The sequence below is a fragment of the Tolypothrix sp. PCC 7601 genome, assembly GCF_025677855.1.
Taxonomy (GTDB): domain Bacteria; phylum Cyanobacteriota; class Cyanobacteriia; order Cyanobacteriales; family Nostocaceae; genus Aulosira; species Aulosira diplosiphon.
This window is the reverse complement of record NZ_CP064879.1, coordinates 5,948,036-5,968,949: the sequence shown is the minus strand read 5'-3', so window position 1 is coordinate 5,968,949 and position 20,914 is coordinate 5,948,036. Positions and strand designations below refer to the sequence as shown.

General features: G+C 41.8%; 14 protein-coding genes. 12 read left to right on the top strand and 2 right to left on the bottom strand.

From position 1 onward, the window contains the following. Positions 1-49: 49 nt before the first annotated feature. Positions 50-1,945: a hypothetical protein gene (locus tag HG267_RS24530; RefSeq protein ID WP_228045254.1), complete on the bottom strand. Its 1,896-nt coding sequence runs from the start codon at positions 1,943-1,945 to the stop codon at positions 50-52. 664 nt (positions 1,946-2,609) lie between these two features. On the opposite strand from HG267_RS24530, the gene HG267_RS24520 reads away from it, so the two are divergent. From HG267_RS24520 to HG267_RS24505, 4 genes are all read left to right on the top strand, one after another. Then, positions 2,610-5,792, top strand: coding sequence for a hypothetical protein (locus HG267_RS24520; RefSeq protein WP_045868400.1), 3,183 nt, complete (start codon positions 2,610-2,612; stop codon positions 5,790-5,792). 420 nt (positions 5,793-6,212) lie between these two features. Then, a complete protein-coding gene (locus tag HG267_RS24515; protein ID WP_155539005.1) occupies positions 6,213-6,356 on the top strand; it encodes a hypothetical protein in 144 nt (47 codons plus the stop codon). Between the two features lie 111 nt (positions 6,357-6,467). Further along, complete coding sequence (locus tag HG267_RS24510; protein WP_045868915.1) at positions 6,468-7,238, top strand: pentapeptide repeat-containing protein; 771 nt, start codon at positions 6,468-6,470, stop codon at positions 7,236-7,238. Positions 7,239-7,912: 674 nt separating this feature from the next. Next, positions 7,913-12,922, top strand: a complete 5,010-nt coding sequence (locus HG267_RS24505; RefSeq protein ID WP_052335069.1) for an Ig-like domain-containing protein — start codon at positions 7,913-7,915, stop codon at positions 12,920-12,922. Between the two features lie 321 nt (positions 12,923-13,243). Here the strand turns inward: HG267_RS24505 and HG267_RS24500 are convergent, their stop codons facing one another. After that, the gene (locus HG267_RS24500) at positions 13,244-14,446 is read right to left on the bottom strand and encodes a phosphoglycerate kinase (RefSeq protein ID WP_045868399.1); all 1,203 of its coding nucleotides are present in this window, start codon (positions 14,444-14,446) and stop codon (positions 13,244-13,246) included. 90 nt (positions 14,447-14,536) lie between these two features. Here HG267_RS24500 and HG267_RS24495 point away from each other — a divergent pair, with 90 nt between their 5' ends. The 8 genes from HG267_RS24495 (at position 14,537) to HG267_RS24460 (ending at position 20,906) form a co-directional block, all read left to right on the top strand. Further along, positions 14,537-14,944 carry a universal stress protein gene (locus HG267_RS24495; protein ID WP_045868398.1) on the top strand — a complete coding sequence of 136 codons (408 nt, stop codon included), beginning with the start codon at positions 14,537-14,539 and terminating at the stop codon, positions 14,942-14,944. After that, positions 14,934-15,095: a hypothetical protein gene (locus HG267_RS24490; protein WP_155539002.1), complete on the top strand. Its 162-nt coding sequence runs from the start codon at positions 14,934-14,936 to the stop codon at positions 15,093-15,095. The genes HG267_RS24495 and HG267_RS24490 overlap by 11 nt, the downstream gene beginning before the upstream one ends. A gap of 74 nt (positions 15,096-15,169) precedes the next feature. Then, positions 15,170-15,370: a hypothetical protein gene (locus HG267_RS24485; RefSeq protein WP_045868913.1), complete on the top strand. Its 201-nt coding sequence runs from the start codon at positions 15,170-15,172 to the stop codon at positions 15,368-15,370. 218 nt (positions 15,371-15,588) lie between these two features. Beyond that, the gene (locus tag HG267_RS24480) at positions 15,589-16,824 is read left to right on the top strand and encodes a GNAT family N-acetyltransferase (protein ID WP_045868396.1); all 1,236 of its coding nucleotides are present in this window, start codon (positions 15,589-15,591) and stop codon (positions 16,822-16,824) included. 99 nt (positions 16,825-16,923) lie between these two features. Beyond that, a complete protein-coding gene (ruvX, locus tag HG267_RS24475) occupies positions 16,924-17,415 on the top strand; it encodes a Holliday junction resolvase RuvX (RefSeq protein ID WP_045868912.1) in 492 nt (163 codons plus the stop codon). 140 nt (positions 17,416-17,555) lie between these two features. Continuing rightward, on the top strand, positions 17,556-18,128 hold the full coding sequence (locus HG267_RS24470) for a DUF3727 domain-containing protein (protein ID WP_045868395.1): 573 nt from the start codon (positions 17,556-17,558) through the stop codon (positions 18,126-18,128). A 310-nt stretch (positions 18,129-18,438) separates the two neighbouring features. Beyond that, positions 18,439-20,160: a protein kinase domain-containing protein gene (locus tag HG267_RS24465; RefSeq protein WP_052335068.1), complete on the top strand. Its 1,722-nt coding sequence runs from the start codon at positions 18,439-18,441 to the stop codon at positions 20,158-20,160. Further along, positions 20,157-20,906, top strand: a complete 750-nt coding sequence (locus tag HG267_RS24460) for a hypothetical protein (protein ID WP_045868394.1) — start codon at positions 20,157-20,159, stop codon at positions 20,904-20,906. The genes HG267_RS24465 and HG267_RS24460 overlap by 4 nt, the downstream gene beginning before the upstream one ends. The last annotated feature ends 8 nt before the right edge of the window (positions 20,907-20,914 follow it).

Here is a 20,914-nt window from a genome sequence, read left to right as displayed (position 1 = left end):
AGGGGAAATGGCATTCCTTTAACCTTTTCCCTTTCATGCAGAGGCGCGATTATAGGGTTTCGTCGCGGCGATCGATGATGACTACAGCAGGCTCGTCTGTGGCAACATCACTTACATAATTGGGGTGAGTACGATCGCCAACTGTTCTATCGTGGTGGTGATGTGCTCTGTCTAAATCGGTAGCATCATATACTGCCCAATCTTCGATACCACGACGGCGGAGAATATTTTCAGCTTGATGGATTTCCGATTCTGTACCATCAACAATTACGAGGTAGTCGCCTCTGTTGAAGCGATCGCTATAAACTCGCGCCCGGTTTTCGGGAATTCCTAAGCCAACTAAGCCACCTGTAATTCCACCTGCGGCTGCACCAATTGCGCCGCCTGTGACTGCTGTAGCTAAAGCTGTGGCTGCTGCACCACCTGCTATTACGGGGCCGACTCCAGGGATGGCTAATGCACCCAAACCAACTAATAGACCACCCAATCCACCTAAGGCTGCGCCTGTAGCTGCACCTGCTTTGGCTCCTTCATCGGCTTTATTACCAGTACCAACATTTCTATCTACACCAGTGTTGACACCAGTATTTACGCCCGCAATGCGATCGCCATCGTTGTGTTTAGCAATGATCGAGACTCGGCTCATGGGGAAGCCTGCATCACGCAATTCTGTGAGTGCAGCTTCTGCATCGCGGCGGTGAGCAAATACACCTATCGCTCTTCTGTTAGTGCGAACATCTCCAACTGGTCTGTCGTGATTGTCGTGGTGGTGATGCACTCTGTCTATATCGGTAGCATCGTATACTGCCCAATCTTCAATACCTCGGCGGCGGAGAATACTTTCAGCTTGATGGATTTCCGATTCTGTACCATCAACGATTACGAGGTAGTCGCCTCTGTTGAAGCGATCGCTATAAACTCGCGCCCGGTTTTCGGGAATACCTAAGCCAACGAGTCCACCTGTAATTCCACCTGCGGCTGCACCAATTGCACCACCTGTGACTGCTGTAGCTAAGGCTGTGGCTGCTGCACCACCTGCAATTACAGGGCCGACTCCAGGAATGGCTAATGCACCCAGACCAACTAATAAGCCACCCAAACCGCCCAATGCTGCACCTGTAGCTGCACCTGCTTTGGCACCTTCATCGGCTTTATTACCAGTGCCAACATTTCTATCTACACCAGTATTTACACCCGCAATGTGATCATGATCGTTGTTTTTAGCAATCAACGAAACTCGGCTCATGGGGAAGCCTGCATCACGCAATTCTGTGAGTGCGGCTTCTGCATCACGGCGATGAGCAAATACACCTATCGCCCGTTTGTTGGCGCGAACATCTCTATGAGTACCTACAGCACCGACAGGCGCAACAGGCGCAACGCGATCGCTAGCTACATTTTCGCTAGTGGGGCGATCAAAAACATTAAACTCATCAATATTCCAGCGTCGGAGAATGGGTTCGACTCTAGCAATTTCTTCTTCTGTACCATCAAAAATTACTAGATAGCCACCACGTTCTACGCGTTCGTTATACATTCTGGCGCGTTCTTCGGGAATTCCTAAGCCAATTAATCCCCCAAGTAAACTACCTGCGGCTGCACCAATTGCACCACCTGCAACGGTTGTGGCTAAAGCTGTGGCGGCTGCACCAGCCAGCATGATAGGGCCAATTCCAGGGATGGCTAGAGTACCAAGACCTACCAATAAGCCAGTTAAACCGCCCAAAGCACCACCAGAAACTGCACCGATGGTTGCACCTTCATCAGATTTATCGCCAACTTTTTCTGTAACGGGAGTTCCTGCAATATCACCGTGGCGATCGCCTTCTCTGGCGATAACAGAAACTCTATCCATTGGTATGCCAGAATTGCTCAATTCCCGCAATGCTTGTTCAGTATCATGACGATTATGAAATACACCTATAGCTCTTCTAACTACAGCCATTGTTTTCTCCCAATAAGAAAATTACTTAAACAACAAAATTATTAAGCTTCAGCTAAGACTATTTAGGCTTTTTTAAAATTGCTTTTCATCAATCATTTGGGAGAAATTATTCCTCTATCATTGGATATAGATTTTTTAAATAAGCGAAATTTATCTTTAATATATTGCTTTCTATGCAAGGATTTTCGCATTCAATTTTATGTACATTGCAGCATATTTTGCTGGAGCAATTTATTTTTATTACTGCTTCAATATGACACCTTGGTGTTTTATTACATAAATTTTAATAATTTTATTTTTATCTTGACGAAACAAAAATTTACATAAAAATTTGGTTTTAATGGTAGCCATTCAATAAACTATTTCCTGCCTGAAATTTGAATGTTATATATACTTATTCAATGGGAGATACCACTTTTGACCCAGAGATTTATTACTTAGGAAAGTGTAGGCTCGCATAACTACTATTTACACTGATAACTAAGCCATTTCTTCTAACAGCGATTTAATATTTGGTAAACCGCAGGTTAGGCATTATCTATAAATTAAGTTGGGAAAGAAATAGTACACAATTGCCTACCTGACAAAAGCGTTAATTATTAATAAATGAATCGATGTTTTAGAAAAATGGCATTGAACCATCGAACGTAAGAGAGAAAATACTATGTTTCAAAGTTTTGAAACTATGTTGAGATGGGGCTGGCTACCTTTAGGCATCACAAGCACAGATAGCATACCAGAAGTTATCAGTCCAGGCAGAATGTCTGTTGTCTTTTCAAGCCCTAAATTTTTAGTGGCTTTTTTGGCTGGTACTTTGATGGCTTTAGCCTTTCAATTATTGCTCACAAATTTTTCTGTAGCTGTAGGGATTTCATCTTGGGATAATGATCCAGATGATGACGATAGCTCAGGTAGTTTGGGACATTCAATTCGCAAAGTAGAAGCGAAAGTAGGTTTGTGGGCATTAGTTTCTGCTAGTATCGCCTTATTTATTGCTTGTTTTCTAGCAGTAAAACTGAGTTTAATTCAAAGTGCCCTTTTTGGAGCCATCATTGGTGTAGTTATTTGGTCTACCTTTTTCTCATTGGTAGTTTGGTTTGGCTCATCAGCAATCGGTTCTTTAATTGGTTCTCTCGCCTCTACCTTGACTTCTGGTTTGCAAACCCTAACAGGTACAGCAACTGCGGGTATCGGTGCAAGTATGGCGCAAAGACAAATGGTTTCTACTGCTGAAGAAATCACTGCGGCTGTGCGGCGAGAATTAACTTCGGGTTTTGACCCTGATAACATTAGGAATACCTTGCAAAGTTCCTTAAGTTCTCTGCAAATACCAAACCTCGATTTAAAAGATATTCGCTCACAATTTGATAAGATCCTCAGTGATGTTGATTTTGGTAGCATCGCTAATAGTGATGTGCTACGCAATGTCAATCGGCAAACATTTGTGGATTTAATTAGCAATCGCACCAAATTATCGGCTGGCGATATCAATAAAATTGCTGACCAATTGCAAGCTGCTTGGACACAAGCATCATCTCGGAAAAATCCCACAGAGCAAGTAATTAATTTACTGAAATCGGCTACCCCTGAAGAATTAAATTCAGAAAAATTAGGCGAACGACTGCAGGAATTAGTAACAGTTGGCGGAAATGGTAGCGGTAATGGGAATGGTAGCAATGGTGTATTGAAGCAAGCGGCTCAATATGGCGTAGGTGCTGCTATTCCCGCAGTGTTGGATCGAGTGGATTTCTCGACTGTAGATATCGGCAAACTTACCAATCAGTTACAAAAACTGAAAGACAAAGTTCAAGATATCGATGTTGAGAAAATTACCCACGAACTGCAAAGTTTTACCGATAAAACTACCGAACAAATAACTGAGAAATTACCTTCATCCAACCGCAACAATATTAAAGCGGATGTGGAAGATTACATTTCCAATTCTTTCCCTTGGCATTTCAATCGCCTGACAATCAAAGATGAATTCCAAGAACTCATCTACGATCCACAAGCCGATCCAGCAACCACAAGCCGAGAGTTGGAAGAAATCAATGAAAACTATATTACCAGCTTGCTAAGTCGGCGAGATGATCTGAGCGAAGCTAGAATCAAAGAAATTTCTCAGCAGTTAGAAAGTATTCGCCAAGAAGTTTTAGCAACTGTCCAACAGTCAAGCGCAAAAGATAAATGGCAAGATGTGCGTAGTCAGTTGGAAAATTATCTGCGTTCAACTGGAAAAGACGAACTCAAACCGGAAAATGTTGAGCGTAATTTCACAGAGATACTCCAAGATCCGCAAGTTGCATTTGCAGAATTAAGCGTAGACGCGCAGCGGCTTGTCGATAGACATCGCCTCTCGCAATTTGACCGCGATACCTTTGTACAATTGCTCCAGCAACGTCAAGATATTGACGATGAGCAAATCAATAATATTATTGGTCAACTAGAAAGCACTCGCGATTCTATCTTAAATAGTGCGCGAGAATTGCAAGAACAAGCACAAGCGAAAACGGCGGAACTGCGCCAACGAGTAGAAGACTATCTGCGGAATACTAATAAGGATGAACTGAATCCTGATGGTATCAAGCGCGATTTTAGAACTTTACTCGAAGACCCACAAGCGGGATTTGCGGCTTTGAAAGAACGCTTATCGCAATTTGACAGAGATACATTTGTGCAATTGCTGTCTCAGCGTCAAGATTTGAGCGAAGACCAAGTTAATCAAATTATCCATCAGCTAGAAGGTGTCAGAGATAATATCTTGCAAGCACCCCAAGCCGTTGCAGATAAAGCCAAAGAACAATACGAACAAACTAGTACCAAAATTGCAGAGTATCTCCGCAATACCAATTTGGAAGAACTCAACCCCGAAGGTATTAGAAAAGATTTAGAAACTTTACTTTCAGATCCACAACAAGGTGCTGTGGCTTTACGCGATCGCCTTTCGCAATTTGACCGTGATACCTTAGTACAACTCCTGAGTCAACGGGAAGGCTTAAGCGAAGAACAAGTTAATCGCACTATCGACCAAGTTCAAGAAGCGATTAATAGTATAGTCAAAGCACCACGACGCTTAGTCAACCGCACCAGCCAACGGGTAATAGATTTTGAAAAGACTCTGGAAAATTACCTGCGTCACACCAACAAAGAAGAACTCAACCCCGATAGTATCAAGCGCGATTTGCAATTACTCTTGCAAGATCCAAGATTGGGTATTGGGAATTTAGCTGAACGCTTATCTAGATTCGACCGTTCGACAATTGTAGCTTTGCTATCTCAACGAGAAGATATCTCGGAAGAAGAAGCCAACCGCATTGTCGATCAAATCTTGTCGATTAGCGAATCCCTGGGCAAACAATATCAGCAGATTCAGCAACGAGTACAATCAGTCATTAATGGAGTTTTTGACAGATTCCGCAACTATCTCAACTCCTTGGATCGTCCCGAACTCAACTATGAAAGCATTCAACAAGACTTTGCTAAAGTCTTCGACGATCCACAAGCCGGATTTGAAGCCTTACGCGATCGCCTCAGCCATTTTGATCGTGACACCTTAGTAGCGCTAATCAGTTCGCGTTCAGATATTTCCGAGGAAGATGCTAACGGTATTATCGACCGCATCGAAGCCGCACGCGATCGCGTCTTACATCGAGCCGAACGCATTCAAGAGGAAGCACAAAAGCGCATCAAAGCCATTCAACACCAAGCTAAAAAGCAAGTTGAAGAAACCAAGAAAACTGTCGCCAGTGCAGCTTGGTGGCTATTTGGTACAGCCTTCACTTCCTTAGTTGCAAGTGCGATCGCTGGAGTGATCGCCGCCACAGGTGGTTTAAACTTCATCGGTTAAGGGATGGGAAAGGGGGAAGGGTTAAAGGGGAAAGGGTAAAGGTTTTATCCTTTTTCCCTTAACCAAATCCTAATCCTCCTATCCAACTCATCATCTATATATAATTCAATTCCGTCAGCCGATCCGGCGGAACTCATGGAACACCAACTAAGCCTGCTTCAACTTGATTTCTGGTTGTAAGCAGGTTTATTTATGCAAACAGACGCGATCATCGCGTACAACTAACAAAAAATTCTTCCCCAGTCAACCGTCAACAGTCAACCGTCAACAGCAAAAACTGCGATCGCAATCACCACACTGTGAGATATATATCACAGGGAATATCCGCACTTGTCACTTAGCTTGTGTACAAAATTAATCATACTGATACATAAGCTGAAGCTTTCAGCGATCGCCTGGCAGGTGTGGGGAGTGACTATTATGTCGGAAAAATTATTATTAGCAGTAGGCCTCACGTTAAGTCTTGTTTTATTTACCAAAATGAGTTGGTCAGCGCCAACCCAGACCACTAGCAGTATTGAGTTAGAGCATCCAGGGTTCACTGTTAGCCAAGTAGCTGAGTAATTGATGATACTACAGATGGCACATGGCTGATATTGCCCATATCATAAGCTGAAGTATAAATATTTCTCAGCGTCAGCTGAGTATTGAGTAACTAATATGGCGGCAGCGATTATGAAAAGCCAACTTCTAGCCACAACAGTATTCTTAACTATAATCAGCCACACAACAAGCGCCCAAGCTGCAAATTCTGAACATATTAGACAATTATTGGCAAGTAAACAATGTCAGAATTGTGACCTCACAAATGCGGGTTTGGTATTAGCTGACTTAACAGGAGCCAATTTAAGCGGTGCTAATCTTGCCGGTGCTAACCTCAGCCGTGCAAACTTAACCGGTGCTGATTTAAGAGGAGCCAATTTAAGTGGTGCTGGTTTATTTGGTGTAAACCTGAGTGGCGCTAGACTAGCGGGAGCAAATTTAGCAGGTGCAGATTTAAGAAATAGCTATTTAGCAAATGCAGAATTAACTGGAGTCAATCTTAATAGTACTTACCTGCAAGGTGCTGTGGGGATACCAGCGCAAATTGCCACACCAGAAGAATTTTATGCTTGGGGTGTAGCCGAAGGACAAAAAGGCAATGTCCGTCAAGCCATTGATTATTTTAACCAAGCGATCGTCGTCAAAGACGACTACGCAGGCGCATACTTAGCACGTGGTATTGCCCGTTACCAAATACTAGACCGCAAAGGCGCATTTCAAGATGCTCAACTAGCCGAAAAGCTGTTTACATCTCAGCAAAATAGTTCTGGAATCCAAACATCCCAAGCTTTTATTAAAGAACTGCAAACGCCCCCAGATGGTAAAGTCAGCGTCGGTAAACCCAGCTTTTTTGACTTTATTGGTAGTCTTGGCTCAGTTTTGCTGCAATTCTTCCCGTTTTAAGAAATATCTTGATTTAAGTTGCTACCCGACTTTTTGAAAAAGTCGGGTATCTGTGCTGCAAATTTTGAGTCAGTGGTATCTCACCATAGTGGACTGACAAAGCTAATTTGGTGCGATCGCCAAAATTCATTTCATGGGCACGCCAAAGGAATTAAGCTATACATATTTTATCTTCTATCAAATATCAATTTGATAGCGATTGAGCGCTGTCATAGGTTATCTACAGGAAATTTATCATATCGCTCTTCGCTGAATATGGAATACGAAAAATATTCATTAAATTTCAGAATTCTACAGCTATGAGACTGTAATTTTGGTTTGCAAAATTTATTATCTCTGATAAACATCAAGCATCAAAATTAGCAAGAATAGGAGATTAAAGTCTTATTATCTAAGAGTCATGACATAATATACTCTTAATAGAGTATGCATTTATCAGTATATTTGCATGTTAATTGATCATCATATGTTCCTGAAAAATTGGTAATTTGCTATAGCGAAGTGTGTTATATAAAAATAAACATTATATATGCGGGTTTTTATATATTTCTTATAAAGATATCTGTAAAAAATGTTGTTTGGTTGGATAATCTCAATGTTACTTGAATAGTACCTAGATAGGTATGAGAAGAAAATTTTTTCATTACTTGAGATTATTTATTTGCTCATTGTTAGTGATATTGTTTATAGGGAATTTTCATGGATATACAGTAGCGCAAACACAGCCATTACAAAAACCCAGAGAAGTAACAGCGATCGCATTTAGTCCAGATGGAAATACAGTAGCGACTGGGGTCAGCGACAGTCAGATTGCTTTGCTGGACACAAAAACAGGCAATCTGATGAAGAATTTACCAGGACACTTTGGTGCACCTGTAAGTGGCGCAGTCTTCAGTCCAGATGGCAAAATCTTGAGGACAGTTGGTAAAGACACTGTCGTGAGATTTTGGAACCTCATTACAGGTGAAGAAAGTGAGATATTGGAAGGCCCAGAGCACCCTCCGAGAACACTTGCAATGAGTCCTGATGGTCAGACTTTATTTACTAGTGGTGAAGATCCAAAGATTTTTCAATGGAATGTAAATACTAACAAACTCACCAAGGTTCTAGAAGGACACAGAAATTTTGTCAACACTCTGGCCGTTAGTCCAGATGGCAAGACTTTAGCGAGTGGAGACACAGGCGGTACCGTCATCTTTTGGAACTTAACTACAGGTCAAAAACTTCAAACCTTAGCTAGTCATGCAGATGCAGTTACAGGATTAGCCTTTAGTCCAGATGGTGCGAACCTAGCTAGTGTCAGTCAGGATCGTACAGTTCGACTTTGGAATGTGGCTAATGCTAGAGAAATACAAGTTTTTCGTGATGCTACTAAACCTCTCAAGACGATTGCTTTCAGTCGCAATGGGCAAAGTTTAGTAGCAGGTGGTGATGAAAACACAATTTTTGTGTGGAATGCCAAAAATGGTGGGCTACGCTTACGCCTAAGTACAGTTGATGCTGTTACAGGAGTTGCTATCAGCCCAGATGGAACAAGCTTTGCTAGTGGTAGCCGCAATGGAGATGTAGATTGGTGGAATTTGAATAGTGGTGTACGTGAAAGGACAGTAAAGTTAAACAACTTATTACCTATTCGTCCTAAGCAAGTAGCAAACCCATCGAATCGCAACAAAGTTCTCAAATCCCCGCAAAAACCTCTGACATCTACAAGGGAAGGAAGGATTCAAACTCCTAAAGCCACGCTGATGGCAGCAATTCCATCGCCACCAGGCGGGCCAATTCTCATAGTTACATCTGCTGCTAATCCCTTTAGCAACTATTACGCCGAGATTCTCCGCACCGAAGGGCTGAACCTGTTCAATGTCAGTGACATCTCATCAGTTTCATCGTCAACATTGGCTAACTATGATGTTGTCATCCTCAGTGAAATGCCCCTGACATCGGCTCAGGCAACAATGTTCACTAACTGGGTGACAAGTGGGGGAAATCTAATTGCTATGCATCCTGACAAACAACTAGCAGGATTGTTGGGGCTAACGGATGCTGCATCCACACTGGCAAATGCTTATTTGCTAGTTAATAACTCCACTTCTGCTGGCAAAGGCATTGTCAATCAGACTATGCAGTTTCATGGAACTGCTGACCGCTATACCCTGAATGGTGCTGACAGTATAGCGACACTTTACTCTAATGCCACAACATCAACCTCTAATCCTGCGGTTACCCTCCATAGTGTTGGTAGTAATGGAGGACAAGCTGCTGCATTTACTTACGACTTAGCTCGTTCTATTGTCCTCACTCGTCAAGGTAATCCAGCATGGGCTGAACAAGAACGAGATGGATTCTCACCTATTCGCTCTGATGACTTATTTTTCGGAAATAAGAGTGGTGATCCTCAAGCTGATTGGGTAGACCTCAACAAGGTTGCTATTCCCCAGGCTGATGAACAACAACGCTTGCTGGCAAACTTAATTCTGCAAATGAACTTGCCAAAAAAACCCCTACCCCGTTTCTGGTATTTCCCTCATGGTAAAAAGGCAGTTGTGCTGATGAGTGGTGACGACCATGCAAATGGAGGTACTGCTAGCAGGTTTGACCAATTTAAATCCCTCAGTCCAGCTGGTTGTTCCGTTGATGATTGGCAGTGTATCCGGGGTACTTCATACATCTATTCCAACTCACCCCTAACTAATGTCCAAGCCAATCAATATGTAAATATTGATGGGGGCTTTGAAGTTGCTTTACACATAAATACAAACTGTGCGGATTACACAGCTAGCTCATTACCTATCGCCTATACACAGCAACTAAGCAGCTTTACTAGTAAGTACACCAGCATTGAATCCCCTAAAACCCAACGTCATCACTGCTTGGTGTGGAGTGATTGGTTCAGTACACCACAAATTGAATTGAATAATGGCATTAGATTAGATACTACTTACTACTATTGGCCACCTACTTGGATTACAGACCGTCCTGGTTTCTTTACTGGTTCTGGTATGCCTATGCGCTTTGTTAACCAAGACGGCGCAATGATTGATGTGTTTGGCGCACCTACCCAATTAACAGATGAATCTGGACAATCCTACCCTTACACTATCGATACCCTACTTGATCGCGCGATCGGTACAGAGGGGTATTATGGTGTATTCAACGTTAACGCCCATACTGATTTTGCTAACTCATCAGTTTCTGATGCTGTAGTTAGTTCATCGCTAGCCCGTAGTATACCAATTGTCTCTGCCAAACAAGTTCTAACTTGGCTCGATGGTCGCAACAGTTCGTCTTTTAGCTCCTTGGCATGGAACAATAACAATCTGAGTTTTACAATCACCAAGGGCAGTAATACCAATGGTTTGCAGGCAATGCTGCCAATGCTCTCTGGTAATTTAACACTCGGCAATATTACGCTCAATGGTAATAATAATGTTAGCTATACTACCTCTATAATTAAAGGGGTTGAGTATGCTTTTTTCCCAGGAAATAGCGGTTCCTACGTTGCTACATACACCTCTGATAACATTGCTCCAACGGTCAGTTCCACAACTCCCAGCAGCAATGCAACAAATGTAAGTACTGTTGCCAGCATTACAGCCACCTTCAGCAAGTCCATAGACTCAACAACAATTAATGCAACTAATTTTGAGTTGCGTAATTCCAGCAATACACTGATACCTGCAACAGTTACCTATAACACCACTAATCGCACAGCCACACTTACGCCCAGTAACGCTTTAGCAACTGCTACTACCTACACTGCAACAATTAAAGGTGGAGCTACTGGTGTTAAAGATGTGATAGGTAATGCCTTGGCAACAAGCTACAGCTGGTCATTCGCCACTTCAGCAAACCAAACTCCTCAGAGTATTTGGAACAATTCCGCAACTCCAGCAAACCCATCATTCTCAGACAGCAATGCTGTAGAGTTAGGAGTCAAATTTCGCTCGAATGTTAATGGCTACATCACTGGCGTACGCTTTTACAAAGGTGTTGGCAATACAGGCACCCATACTGGTACCCTGTGGAGCAGTAATGGTCAGCAGTTAGCTACAGCAACCTTCACCAATGAAACTACCTCTGGTTGGCAAACAGTAAACTTTACTAATCCAGTGCAGATTACTGCTAATACCGTCTACGTAGCTTCTTACTATGCTCCTGCTGGGAACTATGCTGTAGATTTAGGATACTTTGCTAACTCTGGAATTAGTAACGGCCCACTATACCTGCTACGCGATGGCGAAAGTGGCAGTAACGGTATCTACAAATATAGTGGCGGTTTCCCAGATTCTAGTTTCCAGTCAGCTAACTATTGGGTTGACATTCTGTTTATTCCCAGCATAGCGACGGATACCACCCCACCAACAGTAAGCTCCACAACCCCCAGCAATAATGCAACTGGTGTGAGCAATTCCACAACCATTACAGCTACCTTCAGCGAGGACATCAACTTCAGCACAATTAATACAGCTAACTTTGAGTTGCGGAATTCCAGTAATACACTTGTAACTGCTACTGTGACTTACAGCGCCACTAATCGCACAGCGACACTGGTACCTAGCAGTAATTTAGCAATTTCTACTACTTACACAGCTAAGATTAAAGGTGGTGCCAGTGGGATCAAAGACTTGGCAGGTAACGCCTTGACAGTGGACTACACTTGGTCGTTCACAACTGTAGGGGACACTACTCCACCAACAGTGAGTTCCACTACTCCCAGCAACAATGCAACTGGTGTTAGCACTTCCCCAATCATTACAGCTACCTTCAGCGAGGCAATTAACTCCAGCACAATCAATACAACTAACTTTGAGTTACGGAATTCCAGTAATACAGTTGAATCTGCTACAGTGGCTTACAACAGTAGCAATTTGACTGCAACACTTACACCTAGTGCTGCTTTAGCAAATTCCACTACTTACACAGCTAGGATTAAAGGTGGAGCCAGTGGGATCAAAGACTTGGCAGGTAACGCCTTAACAACAGACTACACATGGTCGTTCACAACTGTAGGGGATACTACGCCACCAACAGTCAGTTCTACTACTCCCAGCAACAATGCAACTGGTGTCAGCACTTCCCCAAGTATTACAACTACCTTCAGCGAGGCAATTAACTCCACAACGATTAATAGCACCAACTTTGAGTTACGGAATTCAAGTAATACACTTGTAACTACTACAGTGACTTACAATGCCACTAATCGTACAGCAACACTGGTACCTAGTAGTGCTTTAGCAAATTCGACTACTTATACTGTCAGGATTAAAGGCGGAACCACTGGTGTCAAAGACTTGGCAGGTAATGCTTTGACTGCGGACTACACCTGGTCATTTACGACTGTGGGAGATACTACAGCTCCAACTGTAACCGCTATTACTCCTAGTAACAATGCATTTGGTGTTAGCATTTTTACTAGTGTTACAGTAACCTTCAGTGAGCCGATCAACTCAACAACGATTAATAGCACTAACTTTGAGTTGCGTAATTTACTTAACATAGGTGTACTGGCTACAGTCACTTATAATGAGACTAATCGCACGGCAACACTTAAACCCATTCTTCCTTTACTGAGTTTGTCTACTTCTACAGTCACGGTCAAAGGCGGAAGCACTGGTGTCAAGGACTTAGCGGGCAATGCTCTTGCATCTAACTATACTTGGAAATTTACTACTGGTTTATTGTAGTGAATTTTCTCATTACCTCTAATAGGAGACAAAAAGCTGTAATTAGCTGATGCGCGTCTAGTATCCAACAATACTTTTCCAGGGTCAAAAGTCTAAATTCTAATTGGCTTTTGACCCTGGACTTTTTATGATTAACCTGACTTTGGATGTCTCTTACTTGAATGGGAGTTAGAAACCCGACTTTTTCAAAAAGTCGGGTATTTGATCAGCAGTGTTTGCTTTAGTAGTGCTATTAATCCCTGGCTTTTATAAGCACAGAGATATCACAAATAACTCGTAATTAAGAATTCCTAAGCGTAATTACGAATTACGAATTAGTAATTACGCTTCATCTAAAGCCGCAATACCGGGTAATATTTTACCTTCGAGTAACTCCAAGCTAGCGCCGCCGCCAGTGGAAATGTGGCTCATTTGATCGGCTAAACCTACTTTTTCTACAGCCGCTACAGAGTCACCACCACCGATGATAGTGGTAGCGCCTGTTTTGCTAATATCAGCGAGGGTATGAGCGATCGCTTCTGTACCTACAGCAAATTTATCAAACTCAAACACACCCATTGGCCCGTTCCAAATTACTGACTTGCAATCTGCAAGCGCGTCTTGGAATACTTTTACTGAGTCTGGGCCAATATCCAAACCCATGCCATCAGCAGGGATGTTGTCGATGCTGACAGTTGTAGCATTAGCATCAGGAGCGAACTTATCTGCTACTACTACATCTGTGGGTAACAAGAAGGTAACGCCACGTTCTTTAGCCTTAGCTTCCAAAGATTTCGCTAGTTCTAGCTTGTCTTCTTCAACTAGAGACTTACCAACACTCAAACCACGGGCTTTGTAGAAGGTGAAAATCATTCCACCACCGATGATGAGTTTGTCGCACTTCTCTAGCAGTGTTTCAATTACACCAATTTTGCTAGAAACCTTGGAACCACCAATAATTGCTGCTAAAGGACGTTGGGGATTTTCAATCGCATTTTGCAGATATTGCAATTCCTTTTCAACCAAATAGCCAGCTACAGAGGGGCTAAGGAATTTAGTTACACCTTCAGTAGAAGCATGGGCGCGGTGGGCAGTACCAAACGCATCATTTACATAAAAATCAGCATTGGATGCCAACTTTTTAGCAAATTCTGGGTCGTTTTTTTCTTCTTCCTTGTAGAAGCGGACATTTTCTAACAGCAGCACTTGCCCGTTTTGTAAAGCACCGACTTTAGCGGCAACATCATCACCGATACAATCGTCTGTTTTAATAACTTCTTGACCCAGTAATTCCGACAACCGTTTAGCAACGGGAGTCAAACGCAATTTGTCATCCACGCCCTTGGGACGACCAAAATGGCTTGCTAGAATTACCTTAGCTCCCTTCTGCGTTAAATCTTGGATAGTTGGCAGGGCGGCACGAATCCGAGTATCGTCTGTGATATTGCCTTGGTCATCCACAGGTACGTTAAAATCCACCCGTACTAAAGCACGTTTTCCAGATACATCTGTCGCAGATAAATTTGCTAAAGTTTTTTTGGACACAGCCAGACCCTCCTGATCGCCTTTTTGTTATTGTTTTGAAAGTAGAACCATCCAGATTTTACCGGAGTACGGGGTACGGAGGTGAGAGATATGTTCAAGACAGTTCTATTTCCTATTGATCAAAGTCGGGAAGCCAGAGAAGCTGCCGATGTGGTTACCAACGTTGTGCAGAAGTATGGTAGTCGTTTGGTACTACTATCTGTAGTGGAAGAACCACCTACAGACGCACCTGTTGCCGATCCAATGGTGTCGCCAGATGTGGTAGCCAAACTTTTAGAAAATGCCCAAACTTTATTTTCTCAACAAGGAATTCAAGCTGAAATTTTAGAACGGCAAGGCAAACCAGCTTTTACTATCTGTGATGTTGCCGATGAAATTGCAGCAGATTTAATCATTATGGGTTGTCGGGGTTTAGGCTTAACTGATGAAGGAGCAACTGATAGCGTCACCACTCGCGTGATTAATCTTTCTCCTTGTCCAGTTTTGATTGTGCCTTAATGGGAATGGGGCATGGAAGCGGGAGGGTGAAACAGATGAGGGAGATGAGGAGGATGAGGAAGACACAAAAAATGCCAATTACCAATTACCCAATGCCCAATCCCCCATGCCCCATGCCCAACATTACACTTCATTGCAAAATAAAAAGTAAAGCTAAACAACGTGATAAGTTTTTTTTCATGTGAAAAAACTGCACAAGACTAATCAAGGAGAATACCAGTGGCATTGGAATCAAATCTCTTAACGGGCACAAGTGTAGTAAATGAAGATTTTAGCGAGTATGTTGCCCATTTACAGCTACACATGACTTTACAAGCTCGCAATCTGGTTCCACCTCTCAAGCCAAATCAAGAAGATAGTCGAGAGCAATTACTCCATCAAACCCAAGCCTATTTTGAAAAGCTCGCTTCTCGGCAAGGTTTGTAAATTATTTAAACTTTCAATTAATTTCACTTAATATTTACATAAAAATAAAGCGGATATTGTTGATATATGCTAAGAGTGTTATCATCAAATCTGCTTTTTTTATTTATTTTCAGTATTTTGTCAGCAAGATCACTCTTTTGGATCACTAGCTAGAGGCGGAAAGCCGCTAATATTATTATTGCAGCAATTACTCAGCAAGAGCAGTTAATTAAGGCTTAATGGCGGCTCGAATTAAAATGACTTCACTACTTCCTCGAAATCTCAGCGTGATCGTCCGACCAGTCCAATACCGGGATTTGGACGGTATCGAACGCCTGCATCAAGAGTCATTCGCAGCTCTCACTCCCAAGGGAGCTGATTCTGCCACACGCCAGATGCAATGGCTGCGACGCTGGTATGGCTTTTTGAAATTTTTAAGTTGGTTCCCCAACCCTTTACAGTATCTATTTTGTTCCTACGTAGCAGAGCAAGGGCGAATGCTGCTGGGAATGATTCAGGTGTCTCCGTTCAACCGTACCCGCAGTACTTGGCGTGTTGATCGGGTGATGCTTGACCGTGCTACAGATAAGCAAGTAATAGGTTCGCAACTGTTACGGCATTGCTTTGAGTCACTGGTCGAAGCACGGACTTGGATACTGGAAGTTAATGTTAATGACCTCGAAGCCTTAGCATTATATCGGCAAAACGGATTTCAACGGTTGGCAGAAATGACCTACTGGGAAATCGAACCGGAATTGTTGAGTGAATTGGCACAAGCAGAGCCAGATTTGCCTAACCTACTGCCTATAAGTAATGCTGATGCTCAGTTGCTTTATCAATTAGATACAGCATCAATGCCGCCTTTGGTGCGTCAGGTGTTCGATCGCAATACCCGTGACTTCAAAACGAGTTTGTTTGGAGCCTTAAGTGATGCTGTCAAACAATGGGTAACGAAAACAGAAGTAGTCAGTGGCTACGTATTTGAACCCCAACGCAAAGCTGCGATCGGACATTTTCAGGTACAACTTGATCGCAAGGGTATTACCCCCCACGTAGCAACCCTGACGGTTCACCCTGCCTATACTTGGCTGTATCCTGAGTTGTTGTCTCAGCTAGCGCGCATTGTCCAAGATTTTCCCCAACAAGGATTGCGACTAGCTTCCTCCGATTATCAACCAGAGCGAGAAGAGTATTTAGAGCGTATTGGAGCTAAACGCATCGAACATACTTTAATTATGTCTCGCTCAGTATGGCACAAATTACGAGAGTCAAAATTTGTCTCCCTCGAAGGCATTCAATGGCCAGAAGTGTTGCAAGGACTACAACCAGCCCGTAAGCCTATCCCTGGTGGGATGTCATGGACACAACTGCCAACGCGATCGCCCGAGAGGACAGTGCCAACTAAATCAGAACCTGCTGCCTTTGAAGCATCTTGCCAGCCTGAACCAGCAGATGCACAGCATGAAAAAGGATGAAGGATAAAGTATAAAAGATGAGGCGCTAATTGGTTTAAAATTGCCCCTAGTGGCTAATTTAACTAATATCTCTTGATAGATGAGCTAATTTCAGACTTTATTCTTCCACCTTCAGTTGATACTCAGGAGCAACCACAAACATTGATTTCAGCCTTAGGATTAGATTTCGGTCGTAAACGTATTGGTGTCGCTGGTTGTGATGGCACAGGCTTAATCGCAACTGGAATCACCACAATTGAGCGCACATCTTTTGAACAAGATGTGGAACAACTACGACAACTAGTAAATCAACGTCAAGTACAAGTACTAGTTATCGGCTTACCCTACTCAATGGATGGTTCCTTAGGCTTTCAGGCACGTCAAGTGCAAAAATTCGCCAAAAGGCTCGCTAAAGCCCTACAACTGCCTGTGGAATACGTGGATGAGCGATTGACTTCATTCCAAGCAAAACAACTGCTCAAGGCGGAAAACCGCTCGCCATCACGCCACAAAGCTCTGATTGATCGCAAAGCTGCTGCTTTAATTTTGCAGCAATGGCTAGATGCTCGCCGCGCTCAATCTCATAAATCGGCAATAGCGGCTGAGTATTGATACCTTTTAACATGATATTCTGAAAACTATTACCAGGCAGTTGTATTACATCTCCAGCTATTTATCAGGCACAATTCGGTCATTAAATAGTTAAACGATCTCCAAATTTGCTGCTATTTATAAAGTCCCAAATCTCGGCTATGTTTTCCTCACAATTTCCCGACGAAAATGATCGCTCTAATGCTGGTTCCATTACCTTGACTGACGACAAGGGGCGGACTCTGGATTGTTACATTGAACATTCCCTATCAGTTGATGGGCAAGAATATGTATTACTTCTACCTGTGGATTCGCCTGTAGAAATTTTTGCTTGGCAAGGTGAAAACGAGGAAGAAGAAGCCGTTCTAGTAGAAGATGATTACACTCTAGAAAAGATTTTTGCTACTGCTCAAGCCGTGTTGTCAGAGCAAAATCTCATGTTAAAAAATACCGCCTATGCACTCACAGTTGCTGGCGAATTACCTCCTGTAGAAGACTCAGAACTGTTCACATTAGAAATCGAAGATGATGAAGCAGATTTAGAGCCAGAACAATTACAACTCTTGGCTAGCTTCTACGATGAAGAACAGGAATACGCCATTTATACACCACTAGATCCCCTGCTCTTTTTTGCCCGCATTTCCAACACAGGTGAACCTGAACTACTTTCTCCAGAAGAATTCCGCAAGGTACAACCTTTATTAGAAGAACATCTTTTTAATGAAGTCGAATAATAATTACTAATTCGTAATTCGTAATTCGTAATTCGTAATTAAATAAAGACAGCAAAACCACCAAATCACAAGATTATGGTGGTCTTTTGTAAGGTGTGTTGTCACGAAGCGCAACGCACCATCAAGGAATCCAGCAGGCGTTTTATCCTTGAAGCGAGTCAGACAGGTTAAAAGAGGGGTAAAAAGCTGAGGTTATAACGACAACGTTAATTTGCCTAGATTTTTAGGGAACTATAGTAATAGAAATTTATATTCTGATACCTCTAACCATTAATACAAAACAATGGCTTGAGGACTCTATTACTATTAAATGTCTTATTGCATCAATCCTCATTGCCCAAAATCTGTTGACCCAGCAAATGCAAAAAACCGCATTTGCCGTAACTGTGGGTCAGATATTCTGCTGCAAGGTCGCTATCAAGTACTGAAACTACTAGGACATGGAGGCTTTGGTAAGACTTTTGAAGTGGATGATGGAGGTACACTTAAAGTCTTAAAAGTCCTAACAGAGAATAATTTAAAAGCTATTGAACTATTTCAGCAAGAAGCAAAAGTTTTAAGCCAGTTGGATAATCCTGGAATTCCCAGGGTAGATTCAGATGCTTATTTTACAGTTTTACCTAAAAATAGCTCTGTCCCGTTGCATTGCTTAGTGATGGAGAAAATTGAGGGCTTAGATTTAGAGCAATGGATGGAATTTCATAACTATCAACCGATTTCTCAATCTCAAGCTTTCAATTGGCTCAAGCAACTTGTAGAAATTCTCACTAAATTACACGCTCATCAATATTTTCACCGTGATATTAAGCCTCAGAATATCATGTTACGACCTAGTGGGCAGCTTGTCTTAATTGATTTTGGAGCGGTTCGACAAGTGACTACAACTATTTTGGCAGGAAATTCTCATACCAGAATCATTTCACAAGGATATTCACCGCCAGAGCAACAAAATGGTTATTCAGTACCACAGTCAGACTTTTTCGCTTTGGGGCGAACTTTTATTTTTCTACTCACAGGTAAAGAACCCCAAGATAAAGAAATTTATAACCCTCTGACTAACGAATTGAACTGGCGAAAATATGCATTAAATATTTCTCCACTTTTTGCAGACTTAATAGACAATTTAATGGCTCCCAGCGCAAGCCAGCGGCCTCAAAATACACAATTTATTTTGCTGCAATTACAAAATATAGAAAAAGAGTTACATAACACTCATAAACTATATCAACCAAGAATATTCCAATCAGCTAGCAAAGTTAAATTTCCTGCGTTATCGACTTCTGTAGCTACTGTATCAGTTGCTGCCATAAAATCATTAAATACTTCTTATAAGCAAACTCCTAAAAGCAAAATATATGGGCAATTTTTCATTAGCTTAGGAGTTATATTATGTTCTGGTTTTGCTATTACAGCAATTAACCAATCCAGTATAAAAACTCAAGTTTCTCCTGTAGAAAATATTCCAATTACTATTCCTAGTATAGTTTCCTCACCAGTTAACCAAATTCCAGAAACTATAAATGAAGCTAAACCTAAACCAACAATAAGTCCTTTAAATTTACCTGTATCTGAAACAGTAGAAGCCGAACAACCTCAAAGCAAAGCAGTAGAAAAAGAAAAACGTCAAGCTGCTTTTAAAGCAGAGCAAGAGAGACAAGCGGCTATTAAAAGAGAATTTACTGCTAGAGCCGAAAAGGAGAAGCTAGAAGTTTTAATTAAGGAGAAAAAAATACAAGATGATTTATTAGTACAAAAAAGGCGACAAGACGCACTTTTAATTCAGCGCAAACGACAACAGGAAGCAATAGAAGCTGAAAAACCTCAGATCAAGCGCACTGCTTTACGAACAAAGCCACAACAAAAAAACACTATAAAAGCCCGAAGTAATCAGCAACTACCAGTTAAACAGAAAAAAGATGTAGTAAATCCAAATAATACTGCAATTAACACTAAAAATCCTTGGGAGTATAAAGATACTATTCCAAAAGCATCAGATGAATTAGAAAAGGTAATAAGAGAAGGAAATCAATGAGAAAACTTGTATTCAAAAGTTTAATTACTTTCTTTGTAACTAGCTCTGCATTATTGTTAATACCCATGAGCAGTTATGCACAGGTTAATATGAAAATACTGACCAACGTTGCTAAAAGTTGTCAAAAAGATGCGCTTTCTTCCGATTATTACAAGTTAATGGGGTTTGATAATGATGCTACTGTTAACGATTCAATTAAAGATTGTATATCAGCAAGATATCATTACTCTTTAGTTTTGTCTAAATTCTCTTGGCTCTCCTCAACAGGAGAAATATTACCAGGATATCTCAGTTCTGTTTTGGTTGGAACGATAGCATATAAAAGTGTATATTACAATTTATATTCTCCGACTCAGATTTTAGATTGTATTGCTAGTAAAGATATATCTAGCCAAGAATGTAAGGTTACGCGAGGATATATGTCTCAGGGACTAAAAATGAGATATGTACTGTGGCGAGATAAAGTTTATCTTGTGTACGTTTGTCCTACTTGTTTCGTTGCCTATGATGATATATCCGGTTCCCAAGAGCAAATTTTAACAGCTTTTATGAAATGGTTTCTTACACTTGATAAACCAAAAAGACGAGAATTAATGTCACTTTTAGGTGATGAAAAACCTGCTGTTAATTTAAAGTACCAATTGATAGAAGAATCTAGGCTAGCAGTACAAGAATATACGGAAGCACGGGCAAGAGTAGAGCAGCAGGAAAGGGAGAGACGCAGACGGGAAATACTTGATCAATAAGTTTTTGA